We start from the raw sequence: 18,470 nt of genomic DNA, 5'->3' as shown, positions 1-18,470 counted from the left end.
TCCCCCCATATCAGGGCGATGCGAAGGAGAAGGCGATGACCGCACAGCCCGAAATCCTGCCCCCCGTCACCGATCCGGCCATCCTTGGAGAACTTGACGCGCTGGCGCGCCGACACAATGGCGCCGCCGGGCTGGGGATGCAGCTGCTGACCTATGTCGGGGGCTCTGCCGAAACCCTGATGGCAAAACTGCCCGCCCCGGTGCGCGACGGGCTGGAGGGCGCGACCGCCCGCGCGCTGGAAACCGCCTTCGGCGCGGCCGAACGGTCACGCGGGCTGGTGGCCGACCGTGGCGACTGGGTCAACCGCGCGCTGACCACGGCAATGGGGGCGGCGGGGGGCTTTGGCGGCTTGCCGGGGGCGCTTGCGGAATTGCCCTTCACGGTGACGATGCTGCTGCGCGCGATCCAGGGAATCGCGGCCGAGCACGGCTTTGATCCCGCTAATGACGCGGTGCGGCTGGACTGCCTTCGGGTCTTTGCCGCGGCCGGGCCGCTGACACGCGACGATGGCACCGACATGGGTTTTCTGGCAGCCAAGGTCACGATCACCGGGGCCAGCCTGCACGGCCTGATCGCCCGCGTGGCGCCCCGGTTGGCGGCGGTCATGGGGCAGAAACTTGCGGCCCAGACCGCGCCCGTCCTGGGCGCGGTTGCCGGGGCCGCGATCAACTATACCTTCACCAGCTATTATCAGGATATCGCGCGCGTGCATTTCGGCCTGAAACGCCTTGCCCGCGACAGCGCGCTGGATGAGGGGCTGTTGCGTGAGGAACTTGTGGCGCGGATCACCGCCAAAGTCTGACCGTTGCGCAGGCTCTGGCCGCGGATGCCTCCGGCGGGAGTATTTGGTCCAAGAAGAAACGGCATGCTTCTTCTTGGCAAAAATACTCATTCCCCCCCCATCGCTGATGTGCCGCGGGGTTAAAGCGATGACAGATAGGCCGTTACCGCCGGGCGGACCGAGGGCGCGCCATCGGCGCGGGCGTGGTCGATGACCGCCTTCAGCCGGGTCAGATCGGCGCGGCGCACCAGATGCTTGACCGGCCCGATCGAGGCGGGCCGCATCGACAGCGTGTGAAAGCCCAGGGCGGCCAAGGCCATCGCCTCGACCGGGCGGCCGGCATCCTCGCCGCAGAAGGACAGGGCCGTGCCGGATGCCGCGCAGCGCGCCACGATGGTTTCCAGGAAGGTCAGAAAGCTGGTGTCCAGCGTGTCATAGCGTCGGCGCACGCGCTCGTTTTCGCGGTCGGCGGCAAAGAAGAACTGTTTCAGGTCGTTGCCCCCGATCGACAGGAAGTCGCAGCCCCGGAAAAAGCTGTCGGGGGCATAGGCCAGCGAGGGCGTTTCCAGCATGGCGCCGATGCGCAGGTCTTCGGGCACGGCATGGCCCAGGCTGGCCTCGCGGTCGCGTTCGCGCAAAAGCATTGCGCGGGCAGCCGCGAACTCGCCGGGGGTGGCGACGAAGGGGAACATGACCGACAGCGGCCGGCCGCGCGCGCCGCGCAGCAGCGCCTGTAGCTGCATCCGCAGCACGCCCGTCTTGTCCAGCCCCACCCGGATCGCGCGCCAGCCCATCGCGGGGTTCGGCTCGTCTTGCGGTTTCATATAGGGCAGGACCTTGTCCGATCCGATATCCAGGGTGCGGAATTGCACCCGCCGGCCCTGGGCGGCATCCATCACCCGGCCATAAAGCGCGGCCAGTTCGGCGCGGCGGGGCACGCGGCTGCGGATCAGGAACTGCAGTTCGGTGCGGAACAGGCCGACCCCATCCGCCCCCGACCCTTCCAGCGAGGGCAGATCGGCCATCAGCCCGGCATTCATCATCAGCGACAGCCGCGTGCCGCAGCGCGCCTCGGCGGGCTGGTCGCGCAGGCTGGCATAGCGTTTCTGCGCCTCGGCCTGCATCGCGATCTTGTCGCGGAAGGCGCTGGCGACGGTTTCTTCGGGGCGCAGATGCACCATACCCTGATCGCCATCGACCAGGATCGCATCGCCGTTCAGCGCCTCGGTGGTGATGCGGGCGGCGTGGATCACCAGCGGGATCGCCAGGGCGCGGGCGACGATGGCGGCATGGCTGCCGACCGAGCCTTCTTCCAGCACCACGCCCTTCAGCGCCCGGCCATATTCCAGAAGTTCGGCCGGGCCGATGTTGCGCGCCACCAGAACCGGGTTTTCGGGCAGTTCGGCGCCGGTATCCTTGCCCTGGCCGGTCAGGATGCGCAGCAGCCGGTTCGACAGGTCGTCGATGTCATGCAGGCGGTCGCGCAGATAGGCGTCGGTCGATTGTTCCAGCCGCGCCCGCGCGGTGGATTGTTCTTTTTCCACCGCCGCCTCGGCCGACAGGCCCAGGCCGATGTCTTCGGTCATCCGCCGCATCCAGCCGCGGGAATGGGCCAGCATCCGGTAGGTTTCCAGCACCTGCCGGTGGTCCTTGTCCATGCCGCTGCTGTCGGTCAGCATCCCGTCGATCTGGGCGCGCAGTTTCTCGACCGCTTCTTCCAGGCGGGCGCGCTCGGCCTCGGGGTCGTCGCCGACGGGGTTGGTCACGACCACGCGCGGCTCATGCAGCCAGACGCGGCCTTCGGCGGCGCCTTCCTGGCCGGTGGCACCGCGGAAGACCAGCGGGAATTGATGCGCCGCGCCGATGCCTTCGCCGTCGCCCACGAAGGCGCCCAGCTCCGTCATCTCGGCCAGGACCATCGCCACGACCTCAAGGCCATAGACCTCGTCTTCGGAAAACTGCCGTGCGTCTTTCGACTGCACCACCAGCACGCCCAGCCGTTCGCCGACCCGCTGGATCGGCACGCCAAGGAAGCTGGAATAGATTTCCTCGCCGGTTTCCGGCATGTAGCGGAAACCTTTTTCGGATGGCGCATCGCCGGTATTGATCGGCCGGCCCGATCGGGCGACCCGGCCCACCAGACCCTCGCCCAGCTTCAGGCGGGTCTGGTGCACGGCCTCGGGGTTCAGCCCTTCGGTGGCGCAAAGCTCAAGCGTCTCGGGGTCGCGGAACAGGTAGATCGAGCAGACCTGCGTCTGCATCGAATCCGCGATCAGATGGGTGATCCGGTCAAGCCGTTCCTGCCCCTTGCCCGGGGTTGCCAGCGTGTCGCGCAGGCGCCGCAGCAGGGTGCGGCTGTCGCTCTCACTGCGGTCGGGCATGTGCCCTGCTTCGCCCCCGTGGTGCAGGCCGTCAGATCAGGCCGATTTCTCCAGTTCGAAGGCATCATGAAGCGCCTGAACCGCCAGTTCCATATATTTCCGGTCGATCAGAACAGAAATCTTGATCTCGGAGGTGGAAATCACCTTGATGTTCACATTTTCCGCAGAAAGTGCCTTGAACATGGTCGCCGCAACCCCTGCGTGTGACCGCATGCCGATGCCGACGACCGAAACCTTGGCCACCTCGGTGTCGACGGCCAGGTCGTCATAGTTGATCAGACCGGCGGTGCGGGCGTCTTCCATCGCCTTTTTCGCGCGCGCGACCTGGTTGATCGGGCAGGAAAAGGTCATGTCGGTCACCGCGCCGGGGTGATTTTCATAATCCTTTTCGGAAATGTTCTGGACGATCATGTCCACGTTCACGCCGGCCTCGGACAGCGGGCCAAAGATCGCGGCGGCGATACCGGGGCGGTCCTCGACGGTGACCAGGGTGATCTTGGCTTCATCGCGGCTGTAGGCCACGCCGGAAACAACTTTCGATTCCATGATTTCTTCCTCACCGCAGACCAGGGTTCCAGAGGTTTCGTCGGTTTCCTCGAATGAGGACAGCACCCGCAGGCGCACGTTGAAGCGCATCGCCAGCTCGACCGAGCGGGTCTGCAGCACTTTCGCGCCCAATGATGCCAGTTCAAGCATCTCCTCATAGGCGATCTTGTCCAGCTTGCGCGCCTTTGAACTGATGCGCGGGTCGGTGGTATAGACCCCGTCCACATCGGTGTAGATGTCGCAGCGTTCCGCGCCGAAAGCGGCGGCAAAGGCGACGGCGGTCGTATCCGACCCGCCCCGGCCCAGGGTGGTGATCCGGCCTTCGGGGCTGACGCCCTGGAAGCCCGCGATCACGGCAACCTTCATGCCTTCGGCAAATTTCGCGTCGATATTGTCGCGGGGGATACTGACGAACCGGGCCGCCGAATGCGCCGAGGTGGTGTTGATCGGCACCTGCCAGCCCTGCCAGCTGCGCGCGGGAACGTCCATTTCCTGCAGCGTCAGGGCCATCAGGCCCGCGGTGACGTTTTCGCCCGAGGACACGACCGCGTCATATTCGCGCGCATCGAACAGCGGCGAGGTCTGTTCGACCCAGCCCACCAGTTCGTTCGTCTTGCCCGACATGGCCGAGACGATGACGATCACGTCATAGCCGCGTTCCACCTCGCGTTTGACCTTTTGCGCCGCGTTCTTGATCCGCGCCAGATCGGCCACCGAGGTGCCACCGAATTTCATCACGAGAAGCGGCATGGATACCCCCCTGGACCGCCCGAAAGAATTGCGCCCCTGCTAACGGAAGGGGGCCGCGCTTGCAAGGGGGCGGCGCGGGGCAGATCAGTTCGTCTTGCGGCTGGGCAGAAAGGGCAGGGGGGCCACCGCGATGCCGTCTTCCAGCAGGGCGCGGGCATCTTCCAGCTTGGCCTCGCCGTGGATCGCGCGTTCGGGCGCCTCACCCAGATGCATCGCGCGCGCCTCGGCGGCAAAGTTCAGCCCGACGTAATCGGAATTTTCCTCAACATGGCGTCGCAGGGCGGTGATCGCCTGTTCCAGCTCGGACGGTGGCGCGGTCAGCGGGCGTTCGGCCGTGGGCTGGGGGCTGGCCGCCTTGCGCGCGGGGCGCACCGCCGGGGCCATCAGCGCCTTTTCCACCTTGGCCGATCCACAGACCGCGCAGGACACCATCCCCGAGGCCTTGAGCGTGTCGAAGGCCTCGGCGGATTTGAACCAGCTGTCAAAGCTGTGGTCCTGATCGCATTTTAGCGTGAACCGGATCATTGGCGCACCTGTTTCCCTGACCCACATCTATGCCAGCGCGCGGCGAATGCAAGCCTTTGGGGGGCGCCCCCGTCGCGGCACGACGGGGGCCCATGGGTCGGGGCTGTGGGTCAGCCCGCTGCCAGCCTGGCCTCACGCGCGGCGCGCCAGGCTTTGTCGGACGGCGAGATGAAGGTGTAGAACATCGGCACCACGAACAGCGTGAACATGGTGCCCACCAGCAGCCCCGAGAAGATGACGATGCCCATCGCCTGCCGGGCGGCGGCGCCCGCGCCTTCGGCGATGATCAAGGGCACCACCGCCAGCGCCATCGCCGCCGTCGTCATCAGGATCGGCCGCAGACGGATCTTGGCGGCCTCGACGATCGCATCGCGCCGGGTCAGGGCGTGCTCCTCACGCTGCTGGTTGGCGAATTCCACCATCAGGATGCCGTGCTTGGTGATCAGGCCGATCAGCGTGATCAGACCCACCTGGCTATAGATGTTCAGCGTCCCCAGCCCGAGGTTCAGCGGCAACACTGCCCCGAAGATCGTCAGCGGCACCGACATCAGGATGATGAACGGGTCGCGGAAGCTTTCGAACTGCGCGGCCAGGACCAGATAGATCACCACGACCGCCGCGGCAAAGGCGATCAGGATGGTGTTGCCCTGCTTCACCTCCAGCCGCGACTGGCCGGAATAGTCGATGAAGAAGCCGTCGGGCATCACCTCGCGCGCGATCCGCTCAATCTCGGCCAGGCCGTCGCCGGTGGATTGGCCCGGCAGCGGCAGCGCCGAGATGGTGGCGGAATTCAGCTGGTTGAACTGTTCGACCGAAGCCGCGGCAACGCCGGTGTCGATCGTCACGACCGAGGACAGCGGCACCATTTCACCGGTCGCGGCACGCACGAAGAAGCTGCCCAGCTGTTCGGGGTTGGCACGGAAATCGCGCGGCACCTGGGTGATGATGTCATAGCTGTTGGAATCGCGGTCGAACTGCGCCACGGCACCGCCGCCCACCAAAAGGCCCAGCGTCGCGCCGATTTCGGCCACCGGCACGTTCAGCGTGGCGGCCCGGTCGCGGTCGATGGTCACGCGCACCTCGGGCGCATCGAAGGCCAGCGAGTTCTGAACGATGATGAACTTGCCTGTGGCCTGGGCCCGCGCCTTGATCTGGTCGGCCACCTCGGCCACCCGGTCGGGGGCGTGGATCGACTGGATCACCATGGAAATCGGCAGGCCGCCGCCCGTGCCCGGCAGGGTGGGGGGCGCAAAGACAAAGCCCTGCACGCCCGGCACCGTGTTCAGGCTTGCCTGAATGTCCTGCTGGATCTCTTTCTGGCTGCGGGTGCGTTCGGCCCAATCCTTCAGCGCCCAGATGTAGATGCCGGTATTGCCCTGGCCACCAAAGCCCGCGATGGAAAAGTCGGTTCGCACCTCCTCCATGTCGCCGGTGATCGCCTCGACCCGGTCGATATACATCTGCGTATAATCGTCGGTGGCATAGCGCGGCCCGTTGAGGAAGGCGAACAGCGCGCCCTGATCCTCTTCCGGGGCCAGCTCGGTTGATGTGTTGACGAACATGAACCCCGTCACCCCCACCAGCACCGCCACGATCAGCACCGTGACCGGCCGGTAATCCAGCGACGATCCCACGCGCCGCCCATACCAGCCCGCCAGCCAGTCGGATTTGCGATCCACCCAGCGCTGGAAGCGCGACGTGGTGCCGTGGCTAAGAAGGCGCGCCGACATCATCGGTGTGATCGTCAGCGCGATGATCCCTGACAGAATCACCGCCCCCGCCAACGTAAAGGCGAATTCGGTGAACAGCGCCCCCGTCAGCCCGCCGGTAAAGGCCAGCGGCGCCAACACCGCGGCCAGCGTGATCGTCATGGCGATGACCGGGCCGGTGATTTCCTTCATGCCCTTCACGGCGGCGGGCAGGGGCTTCATGCCGTCTTCGATATGGCGGTGGATGTTTTCCACCACCACGATCGCGTCATCGACCACCAGCCCGATCGCCAGCACCATCGCCAGCAGCGTCAGCAGGTTGATCGAATAGCCCAGCGCCAGCAGCACCGCCATCACCCCCACCAGCGACAGCGGGATGGTGACGATCGGCATCAGCACCGACCGGAAGGATCCAAGGAACAGCAAGATCACCACGACCACGATCGCGACCGCCTCGGCGATGGTCTTGAACACCTCGGTGATCGAGGCCGAAATCGTCTCGGTGGAATCGTAGACCAGCTCGATCTGCATGCCCTGGGGCAGGGTTTCATTGATGCGCGGCAGTTCGGCGACCACGGCCGCCGCGGTGTCCAGCGGGTTGGCCGCCGGTGTCGGGAAGACGCCGATGAAGGTGCCGGGCTGGCCGTTGAAGGTGACGATCTCGCCCGACTGGTCCGAGGCAAGCTCGACCTGCGCCACATCGCGCAGGCGCACCACCGCATCGCCCGTGGCCCGGATCGGCAAGGCGCCGAAGGCCTCGGGCGTTTGCAGGGTGGATTTCAGCGTAATCGATTGGGCGACATATTCGTTTTCGGTCTTGCCCGGCGCCGACAGGAAGTTCGACGCACGGATCGCGGCCAGAACCTCGGATGCGGTGACGCCGCGCGCGGCCAGCTTCAGCGGGTCGATCCAGACCCGCATCGCATAGTTCGACGCGCCGATCACCTGAATTTCGGCCACGCCCGGGATCGTGGACATGCGCGGGCGGATCACCCGTTCCAGATACTCAGTCAGCTGTTCGGGCGTCATGTTGGGGTTTTGCGCCGCCAGATACATCAGCGCGAATTGCATCCCCGTGCCCTTGACGATCACCGGATCCTCGGCCTCGCCCGGCAGCTGGCCGCGGACCTGCTGCACCTTGGCCAGAACCTCGGTCAGGGCGACGTCGGGGTTGGCGCCCAGTTGCATCTGCACCGACACGACCGAGGCCGAGGGCCGCGACTGCGAGGTGACATAGTCGATGTTTTCCGTCGTCGCCACGGCGGCTGCGATGGGGGCGGTGATGAAGCCCTGGATCAGCTCGGGCGCGGCGCCGGGATAGATCGTGGTGATGGTCACCACGGTTTCCTCGACCTCGGGATATTGCCGGACGGGCAGGTTGAAGGCCGCCTGGAACCCCAGCAGCAGCATGAAGGCCCCAAGGACGGTGGACAGGACCGGGCGGCGGATGAAAAGTTCGGTGAAATGCATCGCGCGTGCCTCAGTTGCCGTTCGCGGTGTCGGGCGACACGGTGTTATCGATCACCACCGCCGCACCGGGTGACAGCTTGTTCTGCCCCGCATTCACCACCCGGTCGCCGGGTTGCACGCCTTCGACGATTTCCACCAACGCGCCGGACCGCCGGCCCAGGTGCACGAAAACCTGTTCCACCTTTTCGGGCGCATCCGCCGTGTCGCCGGCGCGCACCACATAGACAGAATCGCCATAAAGCGTTGAACTGACGACCGTTTGCGGCAAGGCGATCACCCCATCTTCGGCGGGCAGGGCCACGGTGACGCGCAGGAACTGGCCCGGCGTCAGGCGATCTTCGGCGTTTTCAACATCGGCGCGGATCGTCACCAGGCGCGAATTCGGGTCGATCTTGGGCTCGATCCCCGCCACCTTGCCCGTCAGCACCAGATCCCCCACTTCGGACACGACGGTCACCGGTTGCCCGGCCGAAACCAGGCCCACCTGCTGTTCGGTCAGCGTGAAATCGACGCGCATCCGGTCACGGTCCTGCAGCGTGGCATAGACGGTGCCGGGGGTGACGAACTGGCCCGGTTCCACCTGCGGGATGCCGATCACACCGGAAAACGGCGCGGTCAGACGCTTGGTTTCCAGAACCGCGTTCAGCTTGGCCACGGTGGCGCGGGCCGATACCGCCTCGGCCTCGGCCTGATCCAGCGTGGTGGTGGCCGAAACGCCGCGTTCGCGCAGTTCGCGCACCCGCGTCAGCGCGGTTTCCGCCAGTTCCAGCGCCGCCTGCGCCGCGGCCAGATCCGCGCGTTCGGTCCGGTCGTCGATCTGTAGAAGAACCTGCCCCTTTTCGACGCGGTCATTGGCGGCAAAGGCGACCTCGCGCACGATGCCGACGGCCTCGACCGCCAGATCGACGCCCTGTGCGGCCCGCGCCGTCCCGATCGCATCAAGACCCGGCTGCCAACGCTGCGACTGCGCCTCGGTGACGGATACGGTGACCGGGGCCACGGGCATGTTGGCGAAGAAATCGGCGATCATTTTTGAACGGAACAGGTTGAACCCGACAATGCCGCCGCCGATGACCCCCAGAAGGATGACAGCGATGATAAGACGTTTGATCATGTTGGCCCCTGAATCCCGTTCAAACACATGACGCCAGCGCGGCGCGTGGCCCGCTGGCGAATACTGAACCGAAAGGTTCAGATGCGGTCGACAGAGTCAACCGCTTCTGCGCACATGTGTTGCGCGAAGCGGTTTCGTAAAGGGAGATGTTGCAAAATCGCCTGGCGCGGTGGCGGTCCAAAGCCCACCCCGGGTATCACCCCCGGCAGGGTTTGGCGAAAACCTGCACCCACCAGGGGCCCTGGTTGCCGGTGCGCGGCACATAGCCAATGCCGATTTCCCCAACATTGCGGCGCAGGATATTGTCGCGGTGGCCCTTGGATTGCATCAGATCCTGCATCACCTGTTCCGCCGACCGCCACCCGAATGAAATGTTCTCGGCCGTCAGGCAGGTTTTGTAGCCGACTTTCTTTACCCGCGTCTTGGGCGTGGTCCCGCCTGATCCGTTGTGCGAAAAGAAGCCGCGCCGCGCCATGTCGCAGGCATGGGCCTGGGCGGCCTTGTCCAGTTTCCTGTCATGGCCAAGCGCGGGCAGCCCGGCGCGTTTGCGTTCGGCATTCACCATCTGGATCATGGCCCGCGTGACCTCGGCCGGGGCGCCGCCGCAGCTGACCGCCAGCGCCGGTGCGGCGCCCGCGAACATCCCGCAGGTCGTGATCAGAATGAGAATCGCCTTGATCCGCCGCATCCCGCGCCCCTTCCGCTGACAACTGCCGCGTGTGTAAACCGGATTCGCGGCCAAGTTCAGCCATGCTTGCGGAAATTTCATGACAAACCGTTAAGCCCGGCGGATTTTCGCGCGCCTGTCAGGCCAGCCGGCCCCAAAGGTCATATTCCCCGGCTTCCTCAACCTCGACGGTGACCATGTCGCCGGGGGCCAGCCCCTCAAACCCGTCATCGATGAACAGGTTGCCGTCGATTTCGGGGGCATCGGCGCGGGTCCGGCAGGTCGCGCCCTCGGCATCGACCGCATCCACGATCACCTGCTGGATGGTCCCCACCTTGGCCGCCAGCTTTGCCTCGGAAATGGCTTGGGCCTTTTCCATGAAGCGGTCCCAACGCTCTTGCTTGACGGCATCGGGCACATGGTGGGGCAGGTCGTTTGACCGGGCGCCTGCCACATTCTCATACTGGAAACATCCGACGCGATCCAATTGCGCCTCATCCAGCCAGTCCAGCAGGGTCTGGAATTCTGCTTCCGTCTCGCCGGGATAGCCGACGATGAAGGTCGACCGCAGCGTGATGTCGGGGCAGGCGCGGCGCCAGGCGGCGATTTCGTCCAGCGTCTTTGCCGCCGCCGCGGGGCGCGCCATGCGCCGCAGCGTATCGGGATGGGCGTGCTGGAACGGAATATCCAGATAGGGCAGGATCAGCCCGTCCGCCATCAGCGGGATCAGGTCGCGCACATGCGGGTAGGGGTAGACGTAATGCAGCCGCACCCAGGCGCCCGCGGGCTGCGCCAGACGGCCCAGTTCGCGGGCCAGGTCGGTGATATGGGCGCGCACCTCGCCGCCCTTCCAGGGCGACAGGTCGTGCTTGCGGTCAACCCCATAGGCCGAGGTGTCCTGGCTGATCACCAAAAGTTCGCGCACCCCGGCATCCAGCAGCTTTTCGGCCTCACGCAAAATAGCATGGGCGGGGCGGCTGACCAGACGGCCGCGCATGTCGGGGATGATGCAGAACTTGCACTTGTGGTTGCAGCCTTCCGAGATCTTCAGATAGCTGAAATGGCGCGGGGTCAGCTTGATCCCGGTGGCGGGCAGCAGGTCGATGAACGGGTCGGGTGCGGGCGGCACCGCGGCATGGACCGCATCCAGCACCTGTTCGTATTGATGCGGCCCGGTCACGGCCAGCACCTTTGGATGCGCGCCGGTGATGTAGTCGGGCTCGGCCCCCAGGCAGCCCGTGACAATGACCTTGCCGTTTTCCTGCAAAGCTTCGCCGATGGCTTCCAGGCTTTCGGCCTTGGCGCTGTCCAGAAAGCCGCAGGTGTTCACGATCACCGCATCGGCGCCCTTGTAATCGGGGCTGATCGCATAGCCTTCGGCGCGCAGCCGGGTCAGGATGCGTTCGCTGTCGACCAGCGCCTTGGGGCAGCCGAGGCTGACCATGCCGATCGTCGGCTGGCCCGCGCGGCGCTGCGTGTTGAACACCGGGGCGGGGGCCAGGTCGGGGCGGAGGTTCGGGGGATTGCTGGTCATTCGGGGCCTCCAACGCAAAAGCGGACCGGAACGGTCCTGCTTTCACTCGGGTCGGGATTTCATAAGGTGGCGGGTTGCCCCGCCCGCCCTTAGCGGCGACGGTCGCGCCGCGCGCTCATCGGTTGGAAGGCGACGCCGACATGGGCCTCGCAATAGGGTTTTCCGGGCTGGCTGGGCAGGCCGCAGAACCAGAAATGTTCGGTCGCCGGGTCGCCGATCGGCCATTTGCAGGTGCGCTCGGTCAGCTCCATCAGGCTGATCTTGCGGGCGCGCTTTTCGACCTCACCCACCTTGGCCAGCGCCTCGGGGCTGATTTCATTGGCCGAAGGCTGCGGCGGCAGCGGCTGGCCCGCCGGAATGATCGCACGGCGCAGCGGCGCGACGGGTTCGGGCGCGCGGGGGGCGGGGCTGGCCGGGGCGGCCTGCGCCGGTTGCGGCGCGGGCTTGGGGGGCGCGGGGGCTGCGGCCGGGGCCGGGCGGGCCTGCGGCGCCGCGGCCTCTGGCGCCGGGTCGGCGGGGCGGGCGGGCTTGGCCGCGGGGGCCGCCGCTTGCGGTGTCACCGGGGCCGGGGTGGGGGCTGCGGGTTCGCCGGGGCCGCCGACGCGGTTCGACAGGCCCAGCCGATGCACCTTGCCGATCACCGCATTGCGCGTCACGCCGCCCAGCTCTTTGGCGATCTGGCTGGCCGACTGGCCATCGGCCCACATCTTCTTAAGCGTCTCGACGCGTTCATCGGTCCAGGACATGGACTGCCTTTCAACATTTCCGGCCCGGACATGCCGGGCGCAGGTTCGGTTTGCCGCTTGGCCCCAATCTAATCGGGATGCTCCGAGATACAAGCCAGGCCCCCGGATTTCAAGGCCCGCAGTCCGCCGAGGTCGCCTGTGCCCCGGTTTTCGCCACCCGGGCCGGGGCGGATGCCAGATGGCGGCCCCGAAGCCCCCGGCCCCGCATTGCCCGCCCTGCCCGCCGGTGCTAGACCTGCGGCGCCGCGAAAGCAGAGGTGGACAATGATCGACATGGGGGTGCGCCGTTTCGGGCGGGTGAACTGGCTGGGGCTTGCGATGCTGGGCTGGCGCGAGATCCGCCGGTTTCTGGCGGTCTGGCAGCAGACGGTTCTGGCGCCCCTGATCACGGCAGGTCTGTTCCTGACGGTCTTCGCGCTGGCCTTCGGTGCGGGCCGGGCGGATGTGATGGGCGTGTCCTATCTGGTGTTCCTGGCGCCGGGCATCCTGATGATGACGGTGATCCAGAATGCCTTTGCCAATACGTCATCCTCGATCGTGATTGCCAAGGTGCAGGGCAATATCGTCGACACGTTGATGCCGCCGCTGGCGCCGTGGGAGATATTGGCGGGCTACCTGATCGGCTCGGTCGCGCGCGCGCTGGTGGTGGCGGCGGTGATCGCGGTGGGGTTGTGGCTGGTGGTGGGGCAGGGTGTGGCCCATCCGCTTTGGGCGCTGGCCTGGGTGGTGCTGGGGGCGGTGCTGCTGGGGGGCCTGGGCGTACTGGCCGCGATCTGGGCCAACAAGTTCGACCAGATGGCGGCGATCACCAATTTCGTTGTCACCCCGCTGTCCTTCCTGTCAGGCACGTTCTATTCGGTCGAGGCGCTGCCCCCGGCCTTTCGCGCGGCGACCCATGCCAATCCGGTGTTCTACCTGATCGACGGCGCGCGTTATGGGTTCATCGGTGTGTCAGATGCCTCGCCCTGGCAGGGGCTGGGCGTGGTGGTGTTGGCCTGCCTGATCGTTTTGGGTCTGGCCTGGTCGTGGCTGCGCTCGGGCTATCGGATGAAGCCCTGAGCCGGTTGGGGGGCAAGGGGGCGCTGCCCCCTCTTGGCCTTTGGCCAATTCACCCCCGGGATATTTGCGCAAAGCCGAAAACAGGAAGGTTTTGACTTGGGCGTGCGGGCGCGCTAGGGGGTGGTCATGATCGCATGGACCGCCCTTTCCCGACGTCCCCGACGCAGCGCCACCCGCGCCTGACGTCCGATCCCCCGTGGCCGCGTGCCACATCTTGCCCAAATCCCGCGTGAAACCGCCGAAACCGTTGACAGCCCGCCGGGCCTGTTGCACCCCTTGGCCTTCCCTTTCTGGAGTCACATGATGATCCCTTCCATCCTGCCCACCTATAATCGCGCCCCGCTTGCCTTCGTCAAAGGCTCTGGCAGCTGGCTTGAAACGGCGGATGGCACCCGATACCTGGATCTGGGCGCGGGGATCGCGGTCAACGCGCTGGGCCATGCCAACCCCCAGCTGGTCGAGGCCCTGACCGCGCAGGCCGCGAAGCTGTGGCATGTGTCGAACCTGTATGAGATCCCCGAGCAGAAGCGCCTGGCCGACCTGCTGGTCGATCAGACCTTCGCCGATACGGTGTTCTTCACCAATTCGGGGACCGAGGCGGCAGAGCTGGTCGTCAAGATGGCGCGCAAGTTCTGGTATGAACAGGGCGATCCCGACCGGGTCGAGATCGTGACCTTTGAAGGGGCGTTCCATGGCCGGTCCTCGGCCGCGATCGCGGCGGCGGGGTCGGAAAAGATGACCAAGGGCTTTGGCCCCCTGCTGCCCGGGTTCCGGCAGGTGAAATGGGGCGATCATGACGGGTTGCGCGCGGCGGTCACCAACCGCACCGCGGCCGTCTTGATCGAGCCGATCCAGGGCGAGGGCGGTATCCGGCCGGTGCCGGATCAGTGCCTGAAGGGCCTGCGCGATCTGTGCGATGAAACCGGCGCGCTGCTGATCTTTGATGAGGTGCAATGCGGGGTGGGCCGTACGGGTAAGCTGTTCGCGCATGAATGGGCAGGCGTCACGCCCGACATCATGATGATCGCCAAGGGCATCGGTGGCGGCTTTCCGCTGGGTGCGGTTCTGGCCACGGAAAAGGCGGCCTCGGGCATGACCGCGGGCACGCATGGGTCGACCTATGGCGGCAACCCGCTGGGATGCGCGGTGGGGGCACGGGTGCTTGAAATCGTTGCGGCGCCCGCGTTCCTGGCCGAGGTGAACCGCAAGGCCGCGCTGCTGCGGCAGAAGCTGGAAGGTCTTGTCGCCGCGCATCCCGACGTCTTTGATCATGTGCGCGGTCAGGGGCTGATGCTGGGGCTGAAATGCAAGGCCGCGCCCGCCGATGTGGTCAAGGCCGGCTATGACCAGAAGCTGCTGACGGTGCCGGCGGCCGACAATGTCCTGCGGCTTTTGCCCGCGCTGAACATCACGGATGAGGAAATCGCCGAAGCCGTCGCAAGGCTTAATCGCGCCGCGACCGCCTTGAGGCCCTGATCCCTTTCCCATTCAATCCCGGAAAGCCGGGCAGCATGCCCCGGCACCCGCCACGAAAGCCTGACCGATGAACCATTTCCTTGATATCCACACGACCCGGCCCGAAGATCTGCGCGCGATGATCGACACCGCCCGCATGATGAAAGACGCCCGCAACGGCCGCCCCAAAGCCGCGCCCGATGACGAACAGCCGCTGGCGGGGCACATGGTCGCCCTGATCTTCGAAAAGCCCTCGACCCGGACCCGCGTCAGCTTTGATGTGGGGGTGCGCCAGATGGGCGGGCAGACGATGGTGCTGTCGGGCAAGGAAATGCAGCTGGGCCATGGCGAAACCATCGCCGATACGGCCCGGGTGCTGTCGCGCTATGTCGACCTGATCATGATCCGCACCTTCGAAGAGGCGACGCTGCTGGAAATGGCCGAACACGCGACCGTGCCGGTGATCAACGGGCTGACCAACCGCACCCATCCCTGCCAGATCATGGCCGACATCGTGACCTATGAGGAACATCGCGGCCCCATCGCAGGCCGCAAGGTGGTCTGGTCGGGCGATGGCAACAACGTCTGCGCCAGCTTTCTGCATGCGGCGGGGCAGTTCGGCTTTGACTTCACCTTCACCGGGCCGCAGACGCTGGACCCGGAACGCGAATGGATCGACTTTGCCCGTTCCAAAGGCGTGAAGGTCGAGGTTGAGCGCGATCCGTTCAAGGCGGTCCAGGGCGCCGATCTGGTCGTGACCGATACCTGGGTCAGCATGCATGATCCGGAATCGGCCAAGGAACGCCGCCACAACCAGCTGCGCGGCTATCAGGTCAATGAGGCGCTGATGGCCGAGGCAAATTCAGATGCGCTGTTCATGCACTGCCTGCCCGCCCATCGCAACGACGAGGTGACCTCGGCTGTGATGGACGGTCCGCACTCGGTCGTCTTCGATGAGGCGGAAAACCGGCTGCATGCGCAAAAGGCGGTGATGCGCTGGTGTCTGGGCAAATGAGGCAGGGGGGCGCTGCCCCCCTTGGCGCTGGCGCGCCTCACCCCCGGGATATTTGGACAAAGCCGAAGGCAGAATGAAAAACACCCGACTTGATCCGCAGAGGGGCGGGCAAGTCGGGTGCCTTCGGCTTTGACGGTCATCGGCGTCCCCGCCTGTACCGTGCACTGACCTTGCCCGATTCTGGTTAAGAAACCCCTGATGCCTTCGGCTTTGTCCAAATATCCCGGGGGTGAATTGGCGAAGCCAAGAGGGGGCAGCGCCCCCTGCACCGCTCAGGTTCCGCGCGGCTTTGCCCGCAGGGTCGGGTCGGCCTCGTGCGGGTCTTCGGGCCAGGGGTGGCGGGGATAGCGGCCGCGCATCTCCTTGCGCACATCGGCATAGGATGTCGCCCAGAATCCGGGCAGGTCCATCGTCACCTGCACCGGTTTGCCGCCCGGCGACAGCAGCGTGATCCGCAGCGCCATGCGCCGCGGTCCCACGGTCGGGTGTTCGGTCACGCCGAAAAGTTCCTGCAGGCGGACTTCGATGCCCGGGGCTGGGCCATCATAATCGATCGGCACCCGCCGACCGAGCGGCGTTTCGAAATGGCTGGGGGCCAGGCGGTTGACCAGCTGCAGCTGGTCCCAGTCAAGCGCGCCCTTCAGCGCCTCTGTCAGGTCCAGCGCGCGCAGGTCGGCCTCGGTTCGTTTGCCCGCCAGATGCGGCAAGAGCCAGTCTTCGGCGCGGGCCAGAAGGCCCTCGTCGGTGAAATCGGGCAGGTCGGCGCCCTGGGCGCGCAGCAGTTCGACGCGCGCGCGAAAGCGTCGCGCGGCGGGGGTCAGCGGCAGGCCGATCTGGCGCAGGCCGTCCAGGGCGCCACCGGCCAGCGCCTCGGGCGGGGCGTCGGGCCAGTGCCTGTCTTCCAGCACCAGCGCGGCAAAGCGTTCCTGCCGCCGGGCAATCACGCGGCCTTCGCGGCGGGACCATTCGCAGAGGTCATGCCAGCTGATCGCATGGCCGAACAAGCGCCGCAGGCTGGCGTCGGGCAGGGCGATGCCCTGGCGGATGCGCGCCTCGCGCGGGTCGCCGTCCAGATCGGTGGCGACGATCAGGCGGCTGCTGCCCAGCGGGTCGCCCTCGGCCGCGACCGCACCCTTGCCGCCCGAGAGCACGTAGCGCGGCGCTTCGCCCTTGCGGCGCAGGCCGATGCGGTCGGGATAGGCCAGCGCGGCCATTTCCGGCAGGCTGAAGCTGCGCGCGGGCAGCTGAACCAGGCGCGACAGGCGCTTGGCCTCGGCGCGGATGCGGTCCACGGTGCCGCGATGGACGGGGTGGGGGTGATCGTGTTCAAACGCCCTTGGGTCGCGGATGGCGGCGATGCGCAGGGCCAGATCGGCGGGCGCGCCGCGCAGCGGATCACGTTCGGCCAGCAGGGCGGCCAGCGTTGCGGCCTCGGGGCCGGCGGTCACCAGCATGTGGCCCAGGCGCGGATGCAGCGGCAGCGCGGCCAGCGCCCGGCCATGTGCGGTGATGCGACCGTGGTCCAGCGCGCCAAGGCCTTCCAGCAGCGCCCGCGCCTCGGCCAGCGCAGGGGCGGGCGGCGGGGTCAGGAAGGCCAGATCGCCCCCGTCCGACCCCCAAAGCGCCAGTTCCAGCGCAAGCCCGGCCAGATCGGCCACGGTGATTTCGGGGGGGGCAAAGGCGGGCAGGGCGCCTTCCTCTCCCTTCGTCCACATCCGGTAGCAGGTGCCTTCCGCCACCCGCCCCGCGCGGCCCCGGCGTTGTTCGGCCTCGGCGCGGCTGACGCGTTCGGTGACCAGCCGCGCCATGCCCGACCCGGGGTCAAAGCGCGCGCGCCGGGCGCGGCCCGCATCGACCACCACCCGGATATCCTGGATCGTCAGCGAGGTTTCCGCGATCGCGGTGGCCAGCACCACCTTGCGCCCCGATGCGGCGGGGGCAATGGCGGCGCGCTGGGCGGCAAAGTCCATCGCGCCGAACAGCGGGCGGATTGCGGCGCCGTGGGGCAGGCGGCCCTTCAGCGCGGCCTCAACCCGGCGGATCTCGGCCTCGCCGGGCAGGAAGACCAGAACGCCGCCGCCTGTTTCTGCCACGGCCTGTTCGACAAGGCCCGCCACGGCGGCTTCAAACCGCAGGCCCGGGGCGATGGGGCGGCCCAGCCAGCGGGTGTCCACCGGGAAGGCGCGGCCTTCGGAACGGACCACCGGGGCATCTTCCAGCAGCGCGGCGACGGGGTCGGCATCCAGCGTGGCCGACATCACCAGCAGCTGCAGATCGGGGCGCAGGGCGCCGCGCGCCTCCCATACCAGAGCCAGGCCCAGATCGGCGTTCAGGGACCGTTCGTGGAATTCGTCGAAGATCACCAGCCCCACGCCCGACAGTTCGGGGTCCGACTGGATCATCCGCGTCAGGATGCCTTCGGTGACCACCTCGATCCGGGTGGCCTTCGATACCTTCGTCTCGCCGCGGATGCGGTAGCCGACGGTTGCGCCCACGGTTTCACCCAGGGTTTCGGCCATGCGTTCGGCGGCGGCGCGCGCGGCCAGGCGGCGGGGTTCCAGCATCACGATCCGGCCCGCGACCTGATCGAGCAGCGCCAAGGGCACGCGCGTGGTCTTACCCGCGCCGGGCGGTGCCATCAGCACGGCGCGGCCCGCCCGGGCCAGGGCGTCCTTCAGCGCGGGCAGCGCGTCATCTATGGGCAGGTGGTCACTCAC

13 protein-coding genes are annotated in these 18,470 nt (G+C 66.9%); 4 read left to right on the top strand and 9 right to left on the bottom strand.

Features of this window, described 5'->3' with window-relative positions; all coding sequences use genetic code 11:
- The first annotated feature begins 35 nt into the window (after positions 1 to 35).
- Positions 36 to 803, top strand: a complete 768-nt coding sequence (locus MXB90_RS01235; protein WP_250040017.1) for an EcsC family protein — start codon at positions 36 to 38, stop codon at positions 801 to 803.
- A 119-nt stretch (positions 804 to 922) separates the two neighbouring features.
- Here the strand turns inward: MXB90_RS01235 and ptsP are convergent, their stop codons facing one another.
- The 8 genes from ptsP to MXB90_RS01195 form a co-directional block, all read right to left on the bottom strand.
- Positions 923 to 3,163, bottom strand: a complete 2,241-nt coding sequence (ptsP, locus tag MXB90_RS01230) for a phosphoenolpyruvate--protein phosphotransferase (protein WP_250040015.1) — start codon at positions 3,161 to 3,163, stop codon at positions 923 to 925.
- A 36-nt stretch (positions 3,164 to 3,199) separates the two neighbouring features.
- On the bottom strand, positions 3,200 to 4,459 hold the full coding sequence (locus MXB90_RS01225; protein WP_250040013.1) for an aspartate kinase: 1,260 nt from the start codon (positions 4,457 to 4,459) through the stop codon (positions 3,200 to 3,202).
- Between the two features lie 84 nt (positions 4,460 to 4,543).
- The gene (locus tag MXB90_RS01220) at positions 4,544 to 4,984 is read right to left on the bottom strand and encodes a DUF1178 family protein (RefSeq protein WP_250040010.1); all 441 of its coding nucleotides are present in this window, start codon (positions 4,982 to 4,984) and stop codon (positions 4,544 to 4,546) included.
- Positions 4,985 to 5,094: 110 nt separating this feature from the next.
- Entirely contained in the window at positions 5,095 to 8,163 is a 3,069-nt protein-coding gene (locus tag MXB90_RS01215) for an efflux RND transporter permease subunit (RefSeq protein ID WP_250040007.1), read from the bottom strand.
- Positions 8,164 to 8,173: 10 nt separating this feature from the next.
- A complete protein-coding gene (locus tag MXB90_RS01210) occupies positions 8,174 to 9,277 on the bottom strand; it encodes an efflux RND transporter periplasmic adaptor subunit (RefSeq protein WP_250040005.1) in 1,104 nt (367 codons plus the stop codon).
- A gap of 196 nt (positions 9,278 to 9,473) precedes the next feature.
- Positions 9,474 to 9,965: a CAP domain-containing protein gene (locus tag MXB90_RS01205; protein ID WP_250040004.1), complete on the bottom strand. Its 492-nt coding sequence runs from the start codon at positions 9,963 to 9,965 to the stop codon at positions 9,474 to 9,476.
- 118 nt (positions 9,966 to 10,083) lie between these two features.
- On the bottom strand, positions 10,084 to 11,478 hold the full coding sequence (rimO, locus tag MXB90_RS01200; RefSeq protein ID WP_250040003.1) for a 30S ribosomal protein S12 methylthiotransferase RimO: 1,395 nt from the start codon (positions 11,476 to 11,478) through the stop codon (positions 10,084 to 10,086).
- Between the two features lie 89 nt (positions 11,479 to 11,567).
- Positions 11,568 to 12,224, bottom strand: coding sequence for a GcrA family cell cycle regulator (locus MXB90_RS01195; protein ID WP_250040002.1), 657 nt, complete (start codon positions 12,222 to 12,224; stop codon positions 11,568 to 11,570).
- Positions 12,225 to 12,497: 273 nt separating this feature from the next.
- Here MXB90_RS01195 and MXB90_RS01190 point away from each other — a divergent pair, with 273 nt between their 5' ends.
- From MXB90_RS01190 to argF, 3 genes are all read left to right on the top strand, one after another.
- Positions 12,498 to 13,283 (top strand): ABC transporter permease, encoded by a 786-nt coding sequence (locus MXB90_RS01190; RefSeq protein WP_250040556.1) that lies wholly within the window; start codon positions 12,498 to 12,500, stop codon positions 13,281 to 13,283.
- 303 nt (positions 13,284 to 13,586) lie between these two features.
- The gene (locus MXB90_RS01185; RefSeq protein ID WP_250040001.1) at positions 13,587 to 14,759 is read left to right on the top strand and encodes an aspartate aminotransferase family protein; all 1,173 of its coding nucleotides are present in this window, start codon (positions 13,587 to 13,589) and stop codon (positions 14,757 to 14,759) included.
- Positions 14,760 to 14,826: 67 nt separating this feature from the next.
- On the top strand, positions 14,827 to 15,753 hold the full coding sequence (gene argF, locus MXB90_RS01180) for an ornithine carbamoyltransferase (RefSeq protein ID WP_250040000.1): 927 nt from the start codon (positions 14,827 to 14,829) through the stop codon (positions 15,751 to 15,753).
- Between the two features lie 272 nt (positions 15,754 to 16,025).
- Here argF and hrpB read toward each other — a convergent pair whose 3' ends face one another.
- Positions 16,026 to 18,470: an ATP-dependent helicase HrpB gene (gene hrpB / locus MXB90_RS01175; RefSeq protein WP_250039998.1), complete on the bottom strand. Its 2,445-nt coding sequence runs from the start codon at positions 18,468 to 18,470 to the stop codon at positions 16,026 to 16,028.

The organism is Phaeovulum molybdatiresistens, from assembly GCF_023544865.1.
Lineage (GTDB): Bacteria > Pseudomonadota > Alphaproteobacteria > Rhodobacterales > Rhodobacteraceae > Pontitalea.
This window is presented reverse-complemented; position numbering and strand designations above follow the sequence as displayed.